The 18,005-nt window shown below is 41.4% G+C and carries 9 protein-coding genes and 2 tRNA genes; 4 read left to right on the forward strand and 7 right to left on the reverse strand.

Annotated elements, in window-relative coordinates; translation table 11 throughout:
* Nucleotides 1–104: 104 nt before the first annotated feature.
* Nucleotides 105–2,240: a hypothetical protein gene (locus myaer_RS11085; protein ID WP_046662131.1), complete on the forward strand. Its 2,136-nt coding sequence runs from the start codon at nucleotides 105–107 to the stop codon at nucleotides 2,238–2,240.
* A gap of 671 nt (nucleotides 2,241–2,911) precedes the next feature.
* Nucleotides 2,912–3,691 (forward strand): hypothetical protein, encoded by a 780-nt coding sequence (locus myaer_RS11090; protein WP_149039028.1) that lies wholly within the window; start codon nucleotides 2,912–2,914, stop codon nucleotides 3,689–3,691.
* A gap of 349 nt (nucleotides 3,692–4,040) precedes the next feature.
* Here the strand turns inward: myaer_RS11090 and myaer_RS11095 are convergent, their stop codons facing one another.
* The gene (locus tag myaer_RS11095; RefSeq protein ID WP_046662133.1) at nucleotides 4,041–5,963 is read right to left on the reverse strand and encodes a S9 family peptidase; all 1,923 of its coding nucleotides are present in this window, start codon (nucleotides 5,961–5,963) and stop codon (nucleotides 4,041–4,043) included.
* 131 nt (nucleotides 5,964–6,094) lie between these two features.
* A tRNA-Pro gene (locus myaer_RS11100) sits at nucleotides 6,095–6,168 on the reverse strand.
* Nucleotides 6,169–6,171: 3 nt separating this feature from the next.
* Between myaer_RS11100 and myaer_RS21330 the strand changes: the two genes are divergently transcribed.
* Nucleotides 6,172–6,339 carry a hypothetical protein gene (locus myaer_RS21330; protein ID WP_158524797.1) on the forward strand — a complete coding sequence of 56 codons (168 nt, stop codon included), beginning with the start codon at nucleotides 6,172–6,174 and terminating at the stop codon, nucleotides 6,337–6,339.
* Nucleotides 6,340–6,487: 148 nt separating this feature from the next.
* On the opposite strand, the gene myaer_RS11105 is transcribed toward myaer_RS21330, so the two are convergent.
* Complete coding sequence (locus tag myaer_RS11105) at nucleotides 6,488–7,699, reverse strand: FAD-dependent hydroxylase (RefSeq protein WP_046662134.1); 1,212 nt, start codon at nucleotides 7,697–7,699, stop codon at nucleotides 6,488–6,490.
* A gap of 208 nt (nucleotides 7,700–7,907) precedes the next feature.
* Here myaer_RS11105 and myaer_RS11110 point away from each other — a divergent pair, with 208 nt between their 5' ends.
* On the forward strand, nucleotides 7,908–8,750 hold the full coding sequence (locus myaer_RS11110; protein ID WP_046662135.1) for a methyltransferase domain-containing protein: 843 nt from the start codon (nucleotides 7,908–7,910) through the stop codon (nucleotides 8,748–8,750).
* Nucleotides 8,751–9,437: 687 nt separating this feature from the next.
* Here myaer_RS11110 and myaer_RS11115 read toward each other — a convergent pair.
* The 4 genes from myaer_RS11115 to myaer_RS11130 all read right to left on the reverse strand — a co-directional run bounded on the left by myaer_RS11115 (nucleotide 9,438) and on the right by myaer_RS11130 (nucleotide 17,958).
* Nucleotides 9,438–9,511 (reverse strand) — tRNA-Met (locus myaer_RS11115).
* A 91-nt stretch (nucleotides 9,512–9,602) separates the two neighbouring features.
* Nucleotides 9,603–11,429, reverse strand: coding sequence for a peptidoglycan DD-metalloendopeptidase family protein (locus myaer_RS11120; RefSeq protein ID WP_046662136.1), 1,827 nt, complete (start codon nucleotides 11,427–11,429; stop codon nucleotides 9,603–9,605).
* Nucleotides 11,430–12,065: 636 nt separating this feature from the next.
* Nucleotides 12,066–15,530 (reverse strand): type ISP restriction/modification enzyme, encoded by a 3,465-nt coding sequence (locus myaer_RS11125; protein ID WP_046662137.1) that lies wholly within the window; start codon nucleotides 15,528–15,530, stop codon nucleotides 12,066–12,068.
* A gap of 241 nt (nucleotides 15,531–15,771) precedes the next feature.
* On the reverse strand, nucleotides 15,772–17,958 hold the full coding sequence (locus tag myaer_RS11130; protein ID WP_046662138.1) for a DNA cytosine methyltransferase: 2,187 nt from the start codon (nucleotides 17,956–17,958) through the stop codon (nucleotides 15,772–15,774).
* Between the last annotated feature and the right edge of the window lie 47 nt (nucleotides 17,959–18,005).

Genomic DNA, 18,005 nt, shown 5'->3' on the forward strand with positions numbered 1-18,005 from the left:
TTAAGTTGACAGTTCCCAGTTATGAGTCAATTCTTTTTGAGCTTTATCACCCTAACTGTCACTTTTTCAATGATTACTGGTTACTGTTTACTGATAACTGATTTATGTGGCATCCTGACGCTTATCAAGCTTTAATTGCCGAGAATTATCCCCAAGTTGCGGCAATCTACGAGGAACTAATCGATAACAATCCCGAAAATATTTCTGACTATTGGTACTTGGGAGTTGCCTATCTTCTGCAAAATTTAGAAGCAGAGGCACAGGTGATGTGGCAAAATGTTTTAAGAGGAGGTAATCCGGAAGAAGTTAAGCAATGGCAAGCAGAATTAGAAGCAGTTTTAGACGCAGAAGCGCGACGACAACAAAGAAAAGGTGATCTGGCAGCTGTAGAATATTTTCGCTATCATCTACAGGAAATTGTTCCCAAGTCAATTAATAATTTATTAGCTTTATTTGACTTGGCTTTAGATTTAGAAATATTCGCTCCAGGAGAACTACTTAATTATCCTATTCAAGAGAATCTCAGATATAATCCTGATCGAGAATTGCTTTTAAATGTAGTTCTCAAAAGTCTTTTATATCCCCATGAATTAACTTTAGATTTAGCTCAAGCAAGTTTACCTTACCTAGGGGAATTAGCCGATAGTTTTATCCCGCAAGCTTTTCAGATATCAGCACGAGTCACCAACGAGCAACAAAGTCCCGCTTTTGGAGTGGAAATTATTAAACTTTGTCTGCAATTAAGACCTAATGATCTGAGTCTTTTGGAACAATTGGTTAACCTCTATATTTTAGCAGAAGACTTTGATAATTCTTTAATAACTGCCTATCAATTGCGAGAAATTTGTCTAACCCCAACCCTAAAGTTATACAGTAATTATCTAATTTTGTTAATACTTTTGCGCTGGGGAGTTTGGCAAGAAATTGATCATATCTATCAAGAATATCAGAATTTATTACAGGAATTAACCCGTCAGAAAAATATCACTTTAGAACCGATTATTAAAACTAGCTTTCTCAATATTTCTAGTCCCCTACCCTACCTAGGCGATCGAGCCTTAGCCAACCGACAATTAACTAATCGCATCGCCGAAATTTTCCTTGATAATAATAGTTTAAAAACTCCTTTAGTTACAAGCAAAAAAGCTTCAGGAAAACTAACGATTGGTTATCTTGCTAGTACCTTAAAACATCATTCTGTCGGTTGGTTAAGTCGTTGGTTAATTCGCCATCATGATCGAGAAAAATTGCAAATAGCCATCTATACTATTAACCAAGAAGAAGATGAAATTACCCGTCAATGGTTCCGGGATAGCCGAGATATTATCCGTCATTTTCCCCACGCTCAAAATCCCCTAGAAGTTGCCCAACAAATTCAACAGGATCAGATAGATATTCTAGTAGATTTAGATAGTTTAACCCATAATCTCACCAATCAGATTATGGCCCTGAAACCCGCAGCAAAACAAGTGACTTGGTTAGGTTGGGATGCTTCTGGATTAGCAACTATAGATTACTATATCGCCGATCCCTACGTTTTACCCCAGCAAGCGGAGGAATATTATCGAGAAAAAATCTATCGTTTACCAGAGACATATTTAGCAGTGGATGGTTTTGAAATCGGCACTCCCAATCTCCGTCGAGAAGATTTAGAAATTCCCCCCGATGCTACCATCTATTTTTCCGTACAAAGTGGCATGAAACGCCATCCTGATACTATTAAACTTCAGATGAAAATTCTCGCACAAGTGCCTAATAGTTATTTTCTGATTAAGGGAGTCGGTAAGACTGAAAAAATTCAAGAATTATTTACTGAAATAGCGATTCGGGAGGGAGTTAATCCCCAAAGATTGCGATTTTTACCGAGAGATATAGATGAATATACCCATCGCGCTAATTTACAGATTGCCGATGTGGTATTAGATACCTATCCCTACAATGGTGCTACCACCACCTTAGAAGTTTTATGGCAAGGAATCCCTTTAGTTACACTGGTAGGAGAACAATTTTCCGCCCGCAATAGTTATACTTTTATGATTAATGCTGGTATTGAAGCCGGAATTGGATGGAATGAGGTAGAATATATCCACTGGGGAGTAAAATTAGGACTTGATCGCTCCCTTCGTCAAGACATCAGCCATCAACTGTTAGGAAATCGTGACACAGCCCCCCTCTGGCAAGGGAAAAAATTCGCCCAAAATATGGAAAATGCCTATTTAAAAATCTGGCAGGGAAATTGACAATGAGAAAGTTATTCGCAATCAATAAAGTATCGAATCGGGGCAGGAAAAATTCAGCGTCGGGGAGTTTAAAAAGATTAGAGGATTTAATAGAACTCTTGCCAATTAATTAGGGTTTGCTGAAAAAGTTTGTTGCTGGGGTTAGGCTTCGGCCGTGAGCTCAGCGTTCGACTGAGCTCACGCCGAAGTCCGAACGGAGTCGGTCGTCGGGAGTCGAATGAAAGTGCAAGGATTTTGAGTCCCTCGGATCGATTTCTCAACGTTTATTTCTTGCACTTTTTTGACTAAAAAAGTCCCAAAAGTGTTTTCTAGTAATGCTTCCATTAATATTCAGCAAACCCTAATTACTCACCTGCAGAAATGAGATGCTCCCTCTGAACAAGCTTGATGAATTAGGAAGTTATCATTATTGCTTGTATATTTTTGCACATCCTCTGGCTAAAAAGTAGAGCGAGAGGTCAATTCATCCGGAGTCTTGCTGCTTTCTTGGGGGGATGTTGTTCTCGGCTTTAGTCATACTATATCTAACAATTTTCTCAATATATGATGCTTTCTGGAAATCTTACATACAACAGAATTTATTGATTTATTCTACAGATGGTTTGATGGGAAACGTAAATCAACTAAGCTTTTTCAGAAAAATTAACATATTTCTTGGGATGTTAAGGAGAGTGCAAGATACACAGATATTATTTTTACTAACAGCAATTGTCTTGATATTAGGAGTACCATTTCTGATATTAAAGCGTGTTTCCTTAAGCCAAAATCAAGAAAAGTACCAGACATTTTGCTTTGTCTATTACAGTTTATTTATTTGGGCAGCATCGAGTTATTCAATTATCAGACCGGGGAACGGGTTTACTCATTATTTGCTGTTTCTAATCATACCTAGTGGATTTCTCATCGGTGTTTTTATAGGTGAACTGGCACAAGTCTTACAAGTGTCAAAATTAACCCGTTCAAACTTAAATTTCTCTCTTTTAACAGGTGTAATTTTTATTACAGTTGCTAGTAGTTTTTTACAATTTGCCACAACGATAACATCAGATAATGTTTACCTTAATAATCGCCGAAGATTTGCTAGAAATTATCTTAGTCCGATTGCAAAAACTATTCTCAAGTATGCTTCTCCTGGTGAATCTATGGCGGTCTGGGGATGGGCATCAGAGCTATATGTTGACACGGGTTTGGTACCGGCGATAAGAGATAGTGTTTCTCTTTGGCAAATCAAACCAGGTTCACTGCAAGAATATTTTCTGCAAAGATACGCGGAGGATTTCATTAATTCTAATGCTAAGTTATTTGTTGATGCTGTAGCTCCAAGAATGTTTTTCTTTACCGATAGACAAACTCAGGGACACGAAGTTTTTCCTGAAATTGCTAGGGTTATCAATGAAAATTATCGGCTAGTTGATGAAGTTCAAGGAGTTCGTATTTATCTTAAAAAATAATCCTACGCTGCCTTACCTCTTGTTCTTGGTCAAGCAATCACTGGCAACCTAGAAAAGGGTAAGCGCATCTCAAACGCTGTTGACAATCGGCCAATTTTATGAGCCGATTGCTGTGTAGTCATTTCAAATGATACCAGTCAATCAGAATAGTTACGAACTCGACCTATTTGCTCGATTTCTCCTCAAATATGTCTGAATCGTGGGTAGGCGACGAAGAAAAACATGGGGCAATTAAAATCATTTCTATTCAGGGAAGTTTCTTAACTAGAAAGACTTTTAGTCTTTAGATAATATTAGGTCTAGATATCCTGTTCACCGATTACTGACCTAGGAAATTAACTTGGCACGACTACTTAATTTCTACGGGTTCTAAATTGTCGGCAGGAGTAAAACCAAAGAGACGGGAATAAAAATAAAATTCTGCATCTAATGCTCGTTTTATCGATTCAGCTTGACGAAATCCATGTTGTTCTCCCGCAAAGGGAACGTAAGCGACGGGTAAACCTTTTGCTTTTAGAGCTTCTACCATCATTTCCGCTTGATTGGGTGGAACCACCCGATCTTCTAAACCTTGGAAAAAGATCACCGGACAGGATAACTGAGCGGTAAAATGAATAGGCGAGCGCTGATAGTAAATTTCCTTTTCTTCGGGATAACGTCCCACCAATTTATCTAAATATCTCGACTCGAATTTATGGGTATCGGTGGCTAAAACCTCTAAATCACTAACTCCGTAATAACTAGCTCCTGCTTTAAAAGTATCATGAAAAGTTAGGGCTGCTAAAGTTGTATAACCACCGGCACTGCCTCCAGAAATTGCCAATCTTTCCCCATCGACTAATCCCTGATTAACCAAATATTTTGCCCCGTTGATGCAGTCTTCCACATCGACAATTCCCCAATTTCCCTGCAAACGCTGACGATATTGACGACCATAACCCGTACTACCGCCATAATTGACATCTAGATAGCCAAAACCGCGACTGGTCCAGTATTGCACCCGCAGACTTAAACTAGAGGTGGCCGCAGCCGTCGGTCCACCGTGACTTTTGACTAAAAGGGGCGGTAATTCGCCATTGGGGGCGGTATAATCGGGGTTTTTGGGCGGATAATACCAAGCATAGGCCGTTAGTCCCTGACTGGTGGGAAAAGCGAGCATTTCCGGAATCGAGAAATAATCGCTAGAAATAGTTAAATTACTGGAAGATTTGAGAATTTCTCTCGTTCCTGTGGCTAAATCCATTGAGACAACCGCCGTTACTTCCCTGAAAGAACCGCCAATAAAAACTATTTTGTTATCGCTAACTTGTAGGGAAGAAATGTTAGTATCAGCAGTAATAATTTCTCGAAATTCCCGATTAACAGTATCGATACTTCCTAAATACCAACGACCATTTTTTGTATAGCTACAAATAATCTGGGATTCCCCAGCAAAACCGTAGTTAGATAAACCAAAAACCCAATGAGGATAGGCAAATTCAGCCTCGATGGGTTCGAGAACTTGTTCTATTTGTTCATCGTATTTAAAGCAATAAAAGTTCCAGAAATCATTGCGATCGCTGGTAAAATATAACTGTTGATCGGCAGACCAGCGCGGTTCACACACCGACTCATTTTCACCACCAGCAATGACCCGAATATTACTCAAATAAAGATTATTAATATCCGCCACCCAGAGAAAAGAACTATCCCAAGGCATATTAGGATGATTCCAACTAATCCAAGCTAATCGAGAACCGTCGGCAGTTAAGCGAGGAGAGGTATAAAAATCATCGCCAGATACTAAAGTTTCTATTTCTCCTGTATCCACATCGATGCTGACAATACTATTAACCGGTTCCCGATCTTTTTGGCTATGATCTTCACAAACACAGATTAAACGATTGCGAAATTCATCGAGAATTAAATCCGCATAACGACAGGAATTTTCTGGGGTCAGAGGTTGGGGTAAACTCTCAGCAGTTTGGCGATAAATTCTTTGGTCGGCAAAATTACAAAAATAGATAATTCCAGCAACAATTAGATAGGAACCTCCCCCGTATTCATGGACACGAGTTCGCACATTAAAAGGTGCTGGGGTGATTTCTGTGGTTGTGCCGTCGGGGTTTAATTTAACTAAAACATTTCGCCCCTTTTCCTGTGGTCTGCCTTCTAACCAATAAATATCTTCTCCATCTAGAGTTACACCGCCAAGACTAATCGATGCTGCCACAATTAGATCGGAGGTAATCGGTGATTTCCAGGAACCGTAAGCTGATATTTGATGAGACATTTTCTCCTAGAGCAGTGATCCTAATGGTGAACTAACTTGATCAGAAAGGCTGATAAATTAAGAAAATTTCGAGTAAACAGGACAAAGTAGGGATTGGCTGCATCCCTACCTAACTCTCTGTTTTCCTGCAATCGGAGCGGCGGGATTCGAACCCACGACCCCTACTACCCCAAAGTAGTGCGCTACCAAGCTGCGCTACGCCCCGATATTGAACCTTAACCATCATAGCGATAATCGCGGCATTTTGCAAGCTTTTTTTTTCTTCCTTTCTCCCCCATCCCCGGAATTAGTGGCCGGCTATCTAGCTAGGGTTTGCGGCAAAAAGTTGTTCGTGGGGACAGGGTGTGGGGTGTGGGGTGTGGGGTGTGGGGTGTAGGGTGTAGAGTTTTACCAGTTTTGAGGTGGCCAATTACCTAATTTTCAGGGAAAAAGTGCCTAAATTTCCCCCCGATCACTCCCATATCTGGGACTTTTTGATTGACAAAAAGTCTAAAGGTCTTACCCAATAAGGTTTTTAGATTTATTCAGCAAGTCCTAGCTAATTGGGGAATACGTCCTTTTAGTCCCGTCATTAATTGCAGGGCAAACAATTTCAACGGGGGGAAACCGCGCATCATTGCCAATCCGAGACGACGGATGACAACGATAGGCGGCCAGTTATTGGAGAACAGGCGATCTAGAAAATCCGTGAAGCCTAAAATCGCTAAATTCTCCGATCTACGCCATTTTTCGTAGGATTTTAGGGTAGAAAGCGCTCCTATATCTTCTTGCTTTTCTACTGCTTCCTTTAATACCTGCGCTAAAGCGGCTGCGTCGCGAATGCCTAAATTTAAACCTTGACCACCGACGGGATGACAACAGTGAGCAGCATCACCAATTAAAGCCAGTCGGGGTTTAACATAAGTATCACTCTGCATTAACTGTACGGGAAAGAGAGCGCGGGAGCTAACTAATTCCAGTTTTCCCAGTAATCCCCCCGTATATGCCTCTAATTTGTCAAGAAATTCCCCTTCGGGCATTTCTTGCAGTTTTTTCGCTTCCCCATGGGGATTTGTCCAAACGATCTGACAGCGATTACCCTGGAGCGGTAAAATGCCCATCGGACCGGTGGGCCAAAATCTTTCAAAGGCGGTATCGTTGCGATCGAGTTGATGTTTAATGGTGAAAGCGACACAGGATTGCCAATACTTCCAACCTTTGGTTTTAATTTGCGCCCCTTGTCGGATAGCGGATCTGGCCCCATCGGCCCCGATGACTAATTTTGTGGTGATTTTTCGGGTTTGACCGGCTTCTTCCAGGGTGACAGTGGCTGTTTCTGCTCCGTACTCCACTTCTAAGACTTTAGCAGGGGATAACCAGTCAATGCGATCGCAATCTTGGCTGGCCTTGTGCAGGGCGGTTAAAATCACTTGATGTTCGCCCACATAGCCCAAATAATCGGTTTTTAGCTCATCGACCACAAAGGGGACAAAAATCGGGTAATCGGCATCAGAAAGGCGAATATGACGAAATTTACCGATACTGGGCGAGATTTTATCCCAGATACCCAAGCCTGTAAAAATCCGGCTCGACATCAGCGAGAGGGCATAAGCTTGACGACGGGAGGCGGCCACCTCTAGGGGACGTTCCTCGATCATAGCGATATTTAATCCTGTATTTTTTAAAGCCACCGCTAGGGTGGTCCCGACTATACCGCCCCCGACAATGATTAAATCGTAGCTGTCCCGTCCTAACATATAAATATTTTTCTCAAAGATCATCAGTGACTACAATGATCTATTCTGACACGATTTTCGGGGTTGCTGTCGGGTTTGATCGTCTTCACCCCACCTAGCCATTGATAGACTTTCAAGGGTTTTGTCCTTTGCCGAGAGTTTCGGGTTAGGGTTAAGTAAGTGTTTTGGCTCTCTGGCAAGAGCGCCCCTCGTCAACTAGGAAATCACCATGGAACTTTATCAACGAATAGCCGATTTTTATGACTCCTCTAGTGGACTATGGGAAAGGATTTGGGGCGAACATATGCACCATGGTTACTACGGTCGCGGCGGCAAGATTAAACTCGATCGCCGTCAGGCACAAATTGATTTAATAGAAGAATTATTAACTTGGGGTGCTGTCACCGGTGCTAATCAGATTCTCGATGTAGGTTGTGGTATTGGTGGCAGTAGCCTTTATCTGGCCGAAAAATTTCACAGTCAAGCGGTGGGGATTACCCTTTCCCCGGTACAAGCCGCTAGAGCCAGCCAAAGAGCGCAAGAGTTCAATTTAGAAGAACAAGTCAGTTTTTGTGTGGCTGATGCCCTAAAAACCCCTTTTCCTGACGATAATTTTGATCTGGTCTGGTCATTGGAAAGTGGCGAACATATGCCCGATAAAAGGCAATTTCTGCGGGAATGTTATCGGGTTTTGCAGCCCGGGGGGACTTTTTTGATGGCTACTTGGTGTCATCGTCCCACCACTTCCCTGGCCGGTAATTTAACGGAAGGGGAGATTAAACTATTAAACGAGATTTATCAGGTTTATTGTCTGCCCTATGTGATTTCTTTGCCAGAATACGCCGATATTGCCCGTGAAGTTGGCTTTCGAGACCTAAAAACCGATGATTGGTCCCTATCGGTGGCGGCCTTTTGGGATGTGGTGATTGATTCGGCCTTAACCACAGATGCGATCGCTGGTTTGTTAGCAAGCGGTTACACTACTATCCAAGGAGCTTTATCTTTAGGGTTAATGCGGCGCGGTTACGAGTCGGGTTTAATTCGTTTTGGCCTACTGCAAGGGAAAAAATAAAGGCTGATCTCTCCATTTCTTTTTAACAAAACTTAACAATTATTGGCAAAATTTTGCTTGCTTTTCTGGGGAGATTTTGAGATAATATTTTTAAAAGATTTTATTCATAATGGAAATATTGACAATCATCTAAATTGGCACAGATTCCCATTATAAGAAAAGCATAACGCAAACCGCCGCCTAAGTCAAGCCCTTTCCCATACTTATGGGTGCGAATTTCCAGAAATCAAAAAAAGGCTTTGGTGGGGGGCAGTGATCAGGTAGAACCTGAAAGGAGCGTTCCCAGGTAGAACCTGGGAACGAGATAAAAGTCGAATTAAATCCTGTTTTTGTTCGGCGGTGATCCCTTCTGCGCTGATCTCTCCATTTCTTTTTAACAAAACTTAACAATTATTGGCAAAATTTTGCTTGCTTTTCTGGGGAGATTTTGAGATAATATTTTTAAAAGATTTTATTCATAATGGAAATATTGACAATCACTAAAATTTGCACAGATTCCCATTATAAGAAAAGCATAGCGCAAACCGCCGCCTAAGTCAAGCCCTTTCCCATACTTATGGGTGCGAATTTCCAGAAATCAAAAAAAAGGCTTTGGTGGGGGGCAGTGATCAGGTAGAACTGGGGAACGAGATAATCTTCAAGCAAGATTCTGTATTTCTAAAATTCTACACTTAGGTTTTCCTAAAATGGCTCAGGGCAGATTTGAACTGCCGACCTTGGGCTTATGAGTCCCCTGCTCTGACCAACTGAGCTACTAAGCCGTTCTTTACACAGCTATCAATCATAACACACAGTCACCCAATTGCACAAGAGCAAAAAAGGGAAGATTTTTTCTTCCCTTTTTTGCCCTCTTTAACGTCTGCCTGGCAAGAAAGCCATGGGATTAACTGCGCCCTGGCCGGAGGGGTGAACCTCGAAATGTAGATGGGGGCCGGTGCTAAAACCGGTGCTACCCATCTGGGCGATTGGCTCGCCTTGCTCAACAGTTTGGCCGCGACGCACCAACAGACGGCTGTTATGGGCATAGAGAGTGACGCTACCATCGGGGTGACGCAGTTTCACCAGATTGCCATAACCGCCAGAATTCCAACCGGAGGAGATTACTTCACCGGCAGCCGCCGCCACAACTGGCGTACCCACTGGACCGGCGATATCGATGCCGCGATGAGGTCTGCCCCAGCGCCAACCGAAACCGGAGGTTAACACACCCCTGGTGGGCCAGATAAAGCCGGTAAAAATAGGGGCGGGATTAGGTAAATGCTCATCAGGATTAGCGAGGGGAGGAAGGGAAGGTTCTACGGTTTCGCCGACGGGGATTCGTAGGCGGTCATTATATTCTTCCACATTAGTAGGAGCCGAACCGATAATCTGGGGGGGGTTGCTTTGGTTAGAACGAGAACGAAGGGCGGTCCATTGGGGATTAGCGGTTATTTGCCGATCCTCGACAGTTTCTGGGGGATTATCGACGGGAATAGCGATACTTTTCTGGGTTTCCGAAAGGTTAGTTTCCCGCAGATTAGCCACCTCTTGGCGCAATCTTTCCCGATAGCTGCCGGTGATATTTTCGGGGAATTCTTCCGTCTCCGTGGTGACAGTTTCCGCGGGCGGATTTTGTCGATTGCTGGGGTTAAAGGACAACCTAGGGCGCTCGCCGACTAAGGGGGTAAGATTTTGATTAACTCTAGCGTTGGCAGAGCGGTCGGGAACCACTAGGGTTTGATTGACTTTAATCCGGTTGGGGTTGTCAATGCCGTTTTCCCTAGCTAATTCGGCGGGGGTGATGCCGAGAGCGCGAGCGATCGTGTTTAAGGTATCCCCGGGCCGAACCCGATAAACTTGGTTTTCTGGGGGAACTATGACCCTAGGATTGGGAACGGCGGGAATTTCAGTCACAGGAGCCGGATTTCGTAGGGCAACGCTGGGAATTTCCGGTCTGCTAGTCAAGGGAGGATTAAGGGGAATTGTGGCTATCGGGCGATCGCTTTCAGGGGTGGGAACGGGAATCGGGATCACCTGGCTAGTTGGTTGGGGGGATTCTTCGGGAGCGATAACGGGAATCTCGACGCTAGTTGGCGAATTATCGGGAACGAGAGCGGTGGTTTCAGTGACGATTACCGTTTCCCCAGAATGGGACTGATGGGGGGTTTCCTCGGTCCGTAAGGCGGCCAAACTTTCTTGGAGACGTTGACGGGTTTGACGGAGACTAGCAGAGGAACTATCCAACTGCTCAGGAGTTGCTGCCGGGGCTGCCGGGGGCAACTGCTCAGGAGTGGGTATTTTTAAAGTTTGTCCGATAATCAAATCGGAATGGGGGGAGAGATTATTGCGGGTAGCGATCGCTGTGGGGGTGGTTTGATAGGTGTCGGCTAAACTCCACAGGGATTCTCCCGGTTTTACCTGATGCTCAACCACTGATGTGGCGATGAATTTGACGGTAGCCAGTGCTTGGGATGGGATTATTTGCGGTTCTTTTAGTTCTTTACCCCCATCTTTGGCTTTTGGGGACAGATCGATCAATTCCCATTCTAAGGGTACAGAATTGGCGGCCTGGGCTGATTCCGAGGTGGAGTTGAGAATGCTAGGTACTCCCAGGGAGAGTGCTAATCCCAGTAGAGCAACTGAGTAACGGACTCGGTTAGACTCAGCGGTGTAATTCTGTTCTGGGGTAGCGGATGTCATGGTGTTGTGGATAAAAGTCTCTTTCAAACAGACCTCCTGTGGTGTAAAGAGTTAGCTAGAGCCAGTCGATTAGGTCGATGATTCTAGCTTTCAGCATTAGCCTTGAGGCTAGAGTAGAAGCTAGGCAACTCTCTTTTTAGTCAAAATACCTAAAGGTGACTTTTAGGAGAGATTAACTTAGATTTTGAAATCATGCAAGTCTCCCTCTGACCATTAGCGCCGGGATCACGGCAAGTTGGTGACATTTTGAATGTCTAGATTGACGATGCTCTATCTCAGATGTTCCAAGCTGATCAGCATTTTTCGTCCTGCCAATTTTTGCCAGTTTTTTGATAGAAAATTTTTATCTGTTTTGCCGTTTAGAAAGAAATTATTGATGATTCGCTGCTCGCAAGGAGCAATGATGGCTATTGGGGGGGGCAATAATTAGGGTTTGCGGCAAAAAGTTTTTCGTGGGGGTAGGGTGTGGGGTGTGGGGTGTGGGGTTTTACCGATTTTCAGGTGGTCAATTACCTAATTTTCAGGGAAAAAGTCAAAATTTCGCCCCGATCACTCCAATGGCTGGCATTTTTTGATCTCAAAAAAGTCTAAAAGTCTTATCCCACAAGGTTTTTAGATTTAATCAGCCAACCCTAATTAAAAAGAATACACGGCTGTTTTGATATTTTGGTAGTTATCATCTAGGTCTGATTCTAGGAGAATAATCGCAGTAATTCTTCTAGTCATCTCGCTGACTTCCTGCACTTCTGCGATAGTTAATCCCCGTCCTAATAATTTTTCCTCGCGATAACTTAGCCATTTTTTAATGACTTGATAACCCCCGATGGTATATTCCCACACCCGGACTGGTATATTTTGCCAATAGGCTCGATCGTTGAGATAAATATCATAGGTGGTTGTTCCTAATAATTTTCGCATTTCTGGACTAATTACGCTCATTTCTGCGGTTGTATATTGTCTGGCGATCGCTTTTCCTTTACCCGGCATTGTCACGCCATTTTTCCCCCCGTGTCCCCAACCGACGTTAATAATTAAATCCCCCTTATCTGGGTTTAAATTTCCCCCATCAGTGCAGGAAATCAAGGCGATTTTTTGCAGTGCAGGGGTCGGTTTTTTGGTGACTCCTATAACGGGTTTTTCTGTGTCTAAAAGAGATGCGATCACTTGTCCTAGTTCGGCAGATTTAATTAATAATTCTTGGCTATTGGGAAGGGGAATCCTTGGGAAGTCTTGACGAATACCGTCGGCATTTTCCCCAAGATACAAGGGGGAGTACCCAATCGCTAACGAGTGCAGCCAAATTAAGGAAGCATTCTCGATATTTTCATCAAGATTATTAATACCCAGTTCATTTAAGTATTGACGAGATTTTTCTGAAAGATTGGCTTTTATTGAAGGAATATTCAAGTTACTGGAATCGAATAATTTTCCTTGAGTATTATCTTCTGTCTTCACCTTCTCTGAATTTTGACGTAATCGTATAGGAAAGTGATAAGCATGACCTCTAATAAAGTCAAAGTCTCCTAAACAGTTAGTAAAATAAAATGGTATTCCTTCGGGAGAGGCAACACCAGCAGGACGACTGACTAAAAAGGAATTACCTTGAAATTGATGAATAAATAGCGAAGGTCTAGACTCATTCCAAAGCGGTCTAATTTGAGTATAATAACACCACTTAACCTCATAGGGTCTGAGCAGATAAGGTAACAGCATTTGAGGATTAAATTTTTCGCGTAACTTTAAGACTTTATCTCTTGCTTTTTTGGCATCAAATCGAGCTGCATCTTTAGTTAAACCTGTATTAAGTGATGCTAATTCTTCCCATGAAACATTTTGATCAAAGTATTTACTTATCCTTTCCGAAAGAATAGTTTTATCACTATCAATAAAACTATAGCCTCGATTCTCTTTATAACCTGTAATTGGAGCTTCATCAGATAAATCTGTTAACTTTGGCCATGCTAAATAGTGAGAAGAAACATCGGAGGGACGGAAAGAATAACGATTAGATTGTTCTGGGTTAGAGACTTGATACAAAGAATCAAAATCTTGATTATTTAAACTATCTAATAACTGTTCTCGTTTAGCAACTCCCCAGAAATGGCGAAAATAGACATCAACATTTTTATTCCTTACTTCCTTTCTTACCATTAGTCCGATAGTTGTCCCGACTCGAATTCCTTCCTTATTGTATTGAGTAGAAAAAACACTAGGATCGGGATTACCTTCAGGGGTTAACTTTCCTGTTTCGCGACTATCCCCATTGAGACAATCAAACCAAAGACGATCAAATTCTTGTAAAAATCTTTGTCGCATCACCACAAAAGAAGGATCACCGAGATAGGAAAAATTAGAAATATAACAAACAACCCCTTTACCAGTATTTTCTGAAATACATCTTTCCGCTAAACGAAAAAAGCGCACATATAACTCATCCAGATTAAACTTTTTAATCCCCCAATCGGAGATTAAACCCTGTTTATACAATTCCACTAAACCTGCTTCTTCTGCGGGACTGGTTCCAGCAAAAGCATTGTAGGGAGGATTACCGAGAATAACTAAAATCGGTTTACCGCGCTTAACTTCATCAGCTGCCTCTCGTTCCTTATTTAACTCTGGAAAACTCAATTGTAGCTGTTGAATTTTCTGTTTACTTTCCTCATCGGGAGGTTGCCAACCAGTTAAAGCATTAGTCAGATAAATCCCCACCCGTTCACTATCTTCTATTAAAGGTACACCCAAACTTTGCAGGAATAAACCTAATTGTAGATGAGCGACGACAAAAGGAGCGGTTAAAATCTCGAAACCGAAAATTCTTTCTATGGCTGCCTTTTTCACCAAAGCCATGGCTAAAGCACCCGCCCCATTTTCCTGTAAAGTATCGGTAATATAGCGCAAAACCTCGACTAAATAAGCACCAGTGCCACAGCAAGGATCGAGAATATAAACATCGGGATTAGCTAAACCGTCCTCGATATTTAATTCTTCTCGCAAAACTCGATCGACTCGCGCTACCATATAGCGAACAATTTCCGGAGGAGTGTACCAAACTCCCAATTCTTTGCGTAAATCGGGATCAAAAGCTTGCAAAAATGGTTCATAGAAATACTGTACCGCTTGTCCCTCATCGAATTGACGAAAAAATTCCTCTCGTCGCACTCGATTTAAAGCTGCACCGGTCCAATTCAAGACTTCTACTAATCCCAAAGATTTTAACTTACTCGGTGCGGCGATCTGCTCAAATAGGATCGCTAACATGGGAACATGGAGATGGTGGGCTGCGGATTTCCAATCGAACTTATCCTCTTTATCCTCGCGATTGAGGTTTTGCTTGTGCCATAATACCCAAGCGGAGAATAAACCATAAAAGAGGGTTTGCACGAGGGTAGAACGAAAAAATTTATTCCCCTGTTCCCGTTCAAATTTGATACCTAGGGCATTTTCTAAAGCTTGACGAATATTGGCCAGAGCAGGAAGATCGGAATGATGTTCTAAGCGTGCTTTTGCGTCCCGCGCATAGGAAGCAAGAAACCAAGCAACATCGGCCGGTGAGGTGATAGGAGCCGCCTGTAAAAGCACTCTCTTTAGGTATTCTAAGAGGCTATCACCGTGTTCAGCGGCAAATTTGGATGGATTTGAGGTTTTTAGCCAAAACTCGGCTTCTGACGGGGCTAAACTATAGGCTTCTAATTCTACCGGTTGACCTTGGCTATTGCGACCGATGAGCAGAAAATCGCGATAATTGCTGACTAATACTTGACCGTATTTTTGCCAGTATTTTTGTACTTGTTCGCTGGCGGCGATTTTTTTGATATCTTCTTTGGTTCCCTTAATCTCGATCGCACCTCTTTCGGGAAAAATCGCCGTAAAAGGTTCTAATTCTTGATTTTTGGGGAATTGATCGACGTTAAAAAGTCCCCCGTCCGGCAATCCCGCACCCTGATTTCTGAGGTTGATAATGCAGCGTACTCGCGGTTTTAGGGTTTTACCGATTTCGTTGAGGAGAGTTTCAAGAGTGCCGTAGTAAGAGGTTTCTTTTACTGCTGCTTGGGAGGAGTGGATTTCTTGCAGGTTGCGAAAATAATTAACGAGGGGATTCATGAGTAATAAAGTAATAGGACAAAATTAACTTCTTGGTTAGGATAGGCAAAAGGCAAAAGTATGTGTAATTAATTGTGTCTAGCTACTTAAAAAGTGTAGTCTAGATAGGGTTGGCCGAAAAAGTTTTTCGTGGGGACGGATTGTGGGGTGTCGGTCGTCGATACCCAATTAGGTTACACTTCATCTTAAGAAAGGCTGTCACCAGCGATGGTATATTTTGGCCATAGTATAGCTCGCTAGTTTAGATTTGTTCAATTGGAGAAATAAGATTAGATAAAATTTCGTTCCATTTTAATTTATGAATAGTTTGTAATTCCGAATCTATTTCAATTAGATGGGAATAGCTATTGACAAATTCTTCTGGAGATGATATCAGTCTCAGATAATATTTAATTGTCGGTATAATACCATTGGTGATTATTTGACAACCATGGTTGTTTTTGATAGTTTGAATCTCAGACATGATTAACTCCACTTCTGTGGGTTTAACATCAAACGATGATAGGATATAATATCTTCTCGGATTAAATTTAATAATTTTATCTTTGGCAATTCGGAGAATTTGTAAATCAATGTACTTACCATGCTTAATTTCAATAACTTCTACTAATTGTTTATTTTTATCAAAAATCTCAATATCTCCTGCACTACCAGAAGTTAGATCAGAAGCTGTGTGACTGCCTAGAGGTTTTAATGTGCAGGATTTGTATCTTTCTACTTCTATAATTAACCTTTGATAAATTGCATATAGTGCTAAAACAGGTAATTTGGAAGCTCCGCGAGTTTGATAATTGAAACTAAAATGATTTTCTAGGCAACTGCTCAAAGTGTTGATATCAAAAGGTTCAGGATTATCTATCTTCAAAATTTTAATCTTTTGAGTCTGGATAATCTGATTAACTTGATGAAGTAAAAGCGTTAAAATAACTTCAGCTTGTTGAGGATTAGTTTCAATAAAATCAATTAAACCCAGAAAAGCATCTTTGGTTTTTTGATTACTAATTTTACCTTGATAATCTAAAGTATAGGGAAAGGGTTGTTCTAAAGAACGAGTTAGCCAGCCACTTTCTGCCATAGCTGGTAATCCCAATTGTTTCAAGGTGGGAGTAATATACTGAGTATCAATAGTTCTTCCTGAAAATCCTCCAGGTAAATTAGTTTGATGGTATCTAATATCTTGATTAGGATAGAGAATTTTATGAACTAATAAAGTTATTAAAACCGTATAAACTCCCTTTTTTTTTGAGCAATTAGTAGCAATTTGTTGGATATAGTTTTGATAGGGTTGAGGGAGCAGTGGTTGCCGATCATCTAAATTTAAGGATTGGTCATAAATGTCTAATAACTTTTCTTTATGGTTCATAAAATCTAATCCGATAATTTCCAATTGAATATTCTGACGAGAAAAAGAAAACTCCTTTAAGGATACTCTAGAATTGTTTTCAAAAATATGTTTCTTAATGGCAATAGCCAACTCTTGAATCATGGGAATACAAACCGAATTACCCACCTGTTTATAAGACTCAGCTAAGTTAGGATGAATTTGAAAACTATCGGGAAACTTCATCAGTCGATAGCATTCTTGTATAGTTAATTTACGCACCTGATCTTGTTCGGGTATATAAATAAAAAAACGTCCAGATGTTTCCTGAGATGGTATAGTAGGATGTACTCCATCGATCGAATAAATTCGGTTAGGTTGATGATGAACCCGGGATAAATGTTCTGTATTTGGTCTGATACCTTTTTTCCAGATAGTTTTATTGCGATAACCGACAAAAATTAATCCTGATGGTTGTAAGGTAGGATTATCAATGAGAGTATATTCTTTTTTATCTAAGTATTCAAAATTGCCTTGAGGAGACAGAAAATCGCGTAACTTAGGTATTGGTGAAGTATATTTTAATGAGTTGAAATTAAATTTTTTATTTTGGGTAGCAATAATAATAATTCTTTCTCGATTTTGCGGCACACCAAAATCCTTGGCATTTAAGAGCTTATAATCAACTAAATAACCCAGTTCTTCCAAAGAATGCAAAATAATATCTAAGTTTTTGCCTTTGTCGAGGTGAATTAGGTGTTTAACATTTTCCAGAAGAATTATTTTCGGCTTTTTTAATTCTACTATTTCGCAGATGTGAAAAAATAGAGTTCCCCTTGTATCTCTAAATCCGGCTCGTTTTCCAGAAATGCTAAAGGGTTGACAGGGAAATCCTGCTGTCAACACTTCAAAATCAGGCAGGTCATGGATAGCAATTTTTCTAATATCTTGATCGGGAATTTCTTGAAAATTATTGAAATATACTTTTCGACAGTTTTCGTCTATTTCACAAGAATATACACAGTCATAACCAACGCTCTCGAAAGCTAATCTAAATCCTCCAATACCAGCAAAAAGATCGATAAATCTGAGTTTTTCGTTTGTCATTGCCAAATTATGACATCAAAGAAATTAATCAATGGGTGCGTTAACCA

The sequence above is a fragment of the Microcystis aeruginosa NIES-2549 genome, from assembly GCF_000981785.2.
GTDB lineage: Bacteria > Cyanobacteriota > Cyanobacteriia > Cyanobacteriales > Microcystaceae > Microcystis > Microcystis aeruginosa_C.

Coding starts and splice junctions, on each gene's coding strand:
- myaer_RS11120 (WP_046662136.1), bottom strand. CDS start 11,429: ATGACATCCGCTACCCCAGAACAGAATTACACCGCTGAGTCTAACCGA.
- myaer_RS11110 (WP_046662135.1), top strand. CDS start 7,908: ATGGAACTTTATCAACGAATAGCCGATTTTTATGACTCCTCTAGTGGA.
- myaer_RS11105 (WP_046662134.1), bottom strand. CDS start 7,699: ATGTTAGGACGGGACAGCTACGATTTAATCATTGTCGGGGGCGGTATA.
- myaer_RS11125 (WP_046662137.1), bottom strand. CDS start 15,530: ATGAATCCCCTCGTTAATTATTTTCGCAACCTGCAAGAAATCCACTCC.
- myaer_RS11085 (WP_046662131.1), top strand. CDS start 105: ATGTGGCATCCTGACGCTTATCAAGCTTTAATTGCCGAGAATTATCCC.
- myaer_RS11095 (WP_046662133.1), bottom strand. CDS start 5,963: ATGTCTCATCAAATATCAGCTTACGGTTCCTGGAAATCACCGATTACC.
- myaer_RS11130 (WP_046662138.1), bottom strand. CDS start 17,958: ATGACAAACGAAAAACTCAGATTTATCGATCTTTTTGCTGGTATTGGA.